General features: G+C 61.8%; 4 protein-coding genes. All 4 read left to right on the top strand.

Annotated elements, in window-relative coordinates:
- On the top strand, positions 1-372 hold a 372-nt coding region (sdhC, locus tag QCE88_RS41845), incomplete at its 5' end, for a succinate dehydrogenase, cytochrome b556 subunit (protein ID WP_309911914.1).
- A 15-nt stretch (positions 373-387) separates the two neighbouring features.
- On the top strand, positions 388-756 hold the full coding sequence (sdhD, locus tag QCE88_RS41850; protein WP_309911915.1) for a succinate dehydrogenase, hydrophobic membrane anchor protein: 369 nt from the start codon (positions 388-390) through the stop codon (positions 754-756).
- A 5-nt stretch (positions 757-761) separates the two neighbouring features.
- A complete protein-coding gene (sdhA, locus tag QCE88_RS41855; RefSeq protein ID WP_309911917.1) occupies positions 762-2,537 on the top strand; it encodes a succinate dehydrogenase flavoprotein subunit in 1,776 nt (591 codons plus the stop codon).
- 17 nt (positions 2,538-2,554) lie between these two features.
- The coding region (locus tag QCE88_RS41860; protein WP_050454292.1) for a succinate dehydrogenase iron-sulfur subunit at positions 2,555-3,252 on the top strand (698 nt) is incomplete at its 3' end.

Here is a 3,252-nt window from a genome sequence, read left to right on the forward strand (position 1 = left end):
AACATCGGGATCGGCCAACTCGCGAAGTATCGCTTGCCGCTCGCAGGGAAAATCTCCATCCTGCATCGCGTGAGCGGCCTGCTGCTCTTCGTGTGTCTGCCGTTCATCCTGTACCTGCTCGATCAGAGCCTGACGTCGGAAATCAGTTTCGACGCCTTCAAGGGCTTCCTCGCCAATCCCATCGTCAAGATCATCACGCTCGTGCTGTCGTGGGCGTACCTGCATCACTTCTGCGCGGGCATCCGTTTCCTGCTGCTCGATACGCACGTCGGCGTGAGCAAGGACGGCGGCAAGCAGAGCGCGCTTATCGTGCTGATCGTCTCGTTGCTGCTTACGCTCGCGATGGCGCTCAAGCTCTTCGGCGCCTTCTAAGGAGTTTATAAAAACATGGCAACCCACAATCGAGTCGGCCCCAAGCGCCTGGTCGTCGGCGCTCATTACGGTCTGCGCGACTGGCTCGCGCAACGCATCACCGCCGTCGCGATGGCTATCTACACCATCGTGCTGCTCGTGCTGTTCTTCGGCGCGCAGAACTTCTCCTACGAAGGCTGGGCAGGCATCTTCGCCATGCAGTGGATGAAGCTCGCCACCTTCGTCGTCTTGCTGTGCCTGTTCTATCACGCGTGGGTCGGCATTCGCGACATCTGGATGGACTACGTCAAGCCCATGGGCCTGCGCCTGTTCCTTCAGGTGCTGACCATCCTGTGGCTCATCGGATGCGCCGGCTACGCCGCACAGATTCTCTGGAGAGTGTAAAGAACATGGCTGCAATCAAGACTTCCCTGCCGCGTCGTCGCTTTGACGTGGTCATCGTCGGCGCGGGCGGCTCGGGCATGCGCGCCTCGCTGCAACTGGCGCGCGCGGGACTCTCCGTCGCTGTGCTCTCGAAGGTGTTCCCCACGCGTTCGCATACGGTGGCCGCACAGGGCGGCATCGGCGCATCGCTCGGCAACATGAGCGAAGACAACTGGCACTATCACTTCTACGACACCATCAAGGGCTCCGACTGGCTCGGCGACCAGGATGCGATCGAGTTCATGTGCCGCGAAGCGCCCAATGCCGTGTATGAGCTGGAACACATGGGCATGCCGTTCGACCGCAACGCGGATGGCACCATCTATCAACGTCCGTTCGGCGGGCATACGGCGAACTACGGCGAGAAGCCGGTGCAACGCGCCTGCGCGGCAGCGGACCGTACCGGTCATGCGCTGCTTCATACGCTGTATCAGCAGAACGTCGCGGCCAAGACGCACTTCTTCGTCGAATGGATGGCGCTGGACCTGATCCGCGACGCCGAAGGCGATGTACTCGGCGTCACCGCGCTGGAAATGGAAACGGGCGAGGTCTATATCCTCGAAGGCAAGACCACGCTGTTCGCAACAGGCGGCGCGGGACGCATCTTCGCGGCCTCGACCAATGCGTTCATCAACACCGGCGACGGCCTGGGCATGGCGGCGCGCTCGGGCATCGCGCTGCAGGACATGGAGTTCTGGCAGTTCCACCCGACGGGTGTGGCCGGCGCGGGCGTGCTGATCACCGAAGGCGTGCGTGGCGAAGGCGGCATTCTGCGCAACTCGAACGGCGACCGCTTCATGGAGCGCTATGCGCCGACGCTGAAAGATCTCGCGCCGCGCGACTTCGTCTCGCGTTCGATGGACCAGGAAATCAAGGAAGGCCGCGGCGTGGGTCCGAACAAGGATCACGTGCTGCTGGACCTGTCGCATATCGGCGCCGAGACGATCATGAAGCGTCTGCCGTCGATTCGCGAGATCGCGCTGAAGTTCGCGAACGTCGACTGCATCAAGGAGCCGATCCCGGTCGTGCCGACCATCCACTATCAGATGGGTGGCATTCCGACGAACATGCACGGTCAGGTTGTCGGTACGTCCAAGGGCTACAACGATCCGGTCAACGGCTTCTACGCCGTGGGCGAATGCTCGTGCGTATCGGTGCACGGCGCGAACCGCCTGGGCACGAACTCGCTGCTGGACCTGGTGGTGTTCGGTCGCGCCGCGGGCAACCACATCATCAAGCATGCACGCGAGCTGAAGGAACACAAGCCGCTGCCGGCCGATGCCGCCGACTTCGCGATGGAACGTCTCGCGGTGCTGGAGAAGTCCACCTCGGGCGAATACACGCAGAACATCGCCAACGACATCCGCTCGACGATGCAGGCGCACGCAGGCGTGTTCCGTACCGCGAAGCTGCTGGAAGACGGCGTGGAGAAGATTGCCGAAGTGGCGGAGCGCGTGAAGCACGTGCATCTGAAGGACAAGTCGAAGGTGTTCAACACCGCGAAGGTCGAGGCGCTGGAGCTGGCGAACCTGATCGAGGTAGCGCGCGCGACGATGGTGTCGGCCGAAGCGCGCAAGGAAAGCCGTGGCGCGCATGCGCACAGCGACTACGAACATCGCGACGACGAGAACTGGATGCAGCACACGCTGTGGTTCAGCGAGGGTGATCGGCTGGAGTACAAGCCGGTGCAGATGAAGCCGCTGACGGTCGAATCGGTGCCGCCGAAGGCACGCACCTTCTAAGGCACGAGGATAGAGAAATGGCCAAGAGAATCTTTGAAGTTTATCGCTACGATCCGGACAAGGACGCAGCGCCGCGCATGCAGACGTACGAGCTGGACCTGACGCATGAGCGCATGCTGCTGGACGCATTGGTGAAGCTGAAGGAAGTGGACGAGACGTTGTCGTTCCGTCGTTCGTGCCGCGAGGGCGTGTGCGGTTCAGATGCAATGAACATCAACGGCAAGAACGGTCTGGCGTGCCTGACGAACCTGAACGAGCTGCCGCAGAAGATCGTGCTGCGTCCGCTGCCGGGTCTGCCGGTAGTGCGCGACCTGATCTGCGACTTCACGCAGTTCTTCAACCAGTATCATTCGATCAAGCCGTATCTGATCAACGACACACCGCCGCCGGAGAAGGAGCGTCTGCAATCGCCGGTCGAGCGCGACGAGCTGGATGGCCTGTACGAGTGCATTCTGTGCGCGAGCTGCTCGACGTCGTGTCCGAGCTTCTGGTGGAATCCGGACAAGTTCGTGGGACCCGCGGGCTTGCTGCAGGCCTATCGTTTCATCGCGGACAGCCGTGATGAAGCGACGGGCGAACGACTCGACAACCTGGAAGATCCGTACCGTCTGTTCCGTTGCCACACGATCATGAATTGCGTCGACGTGTGCCCGAAGGGGCTCAACCCGACCAAGGCGATCGGCAAGATCAAGGAATTGATGGTGCGCCGGGCGGT

This window comes from Caballeronia sp. LZ035, assembly GCF_031451175.1.
In the GTDB taxonomy this organism is placed as follows: domain Bacteria; phylum Pseudomonadota; class Gammaproteobacteria; order Burkholderiales; family Burkholderiaceae; genus Caballeronia.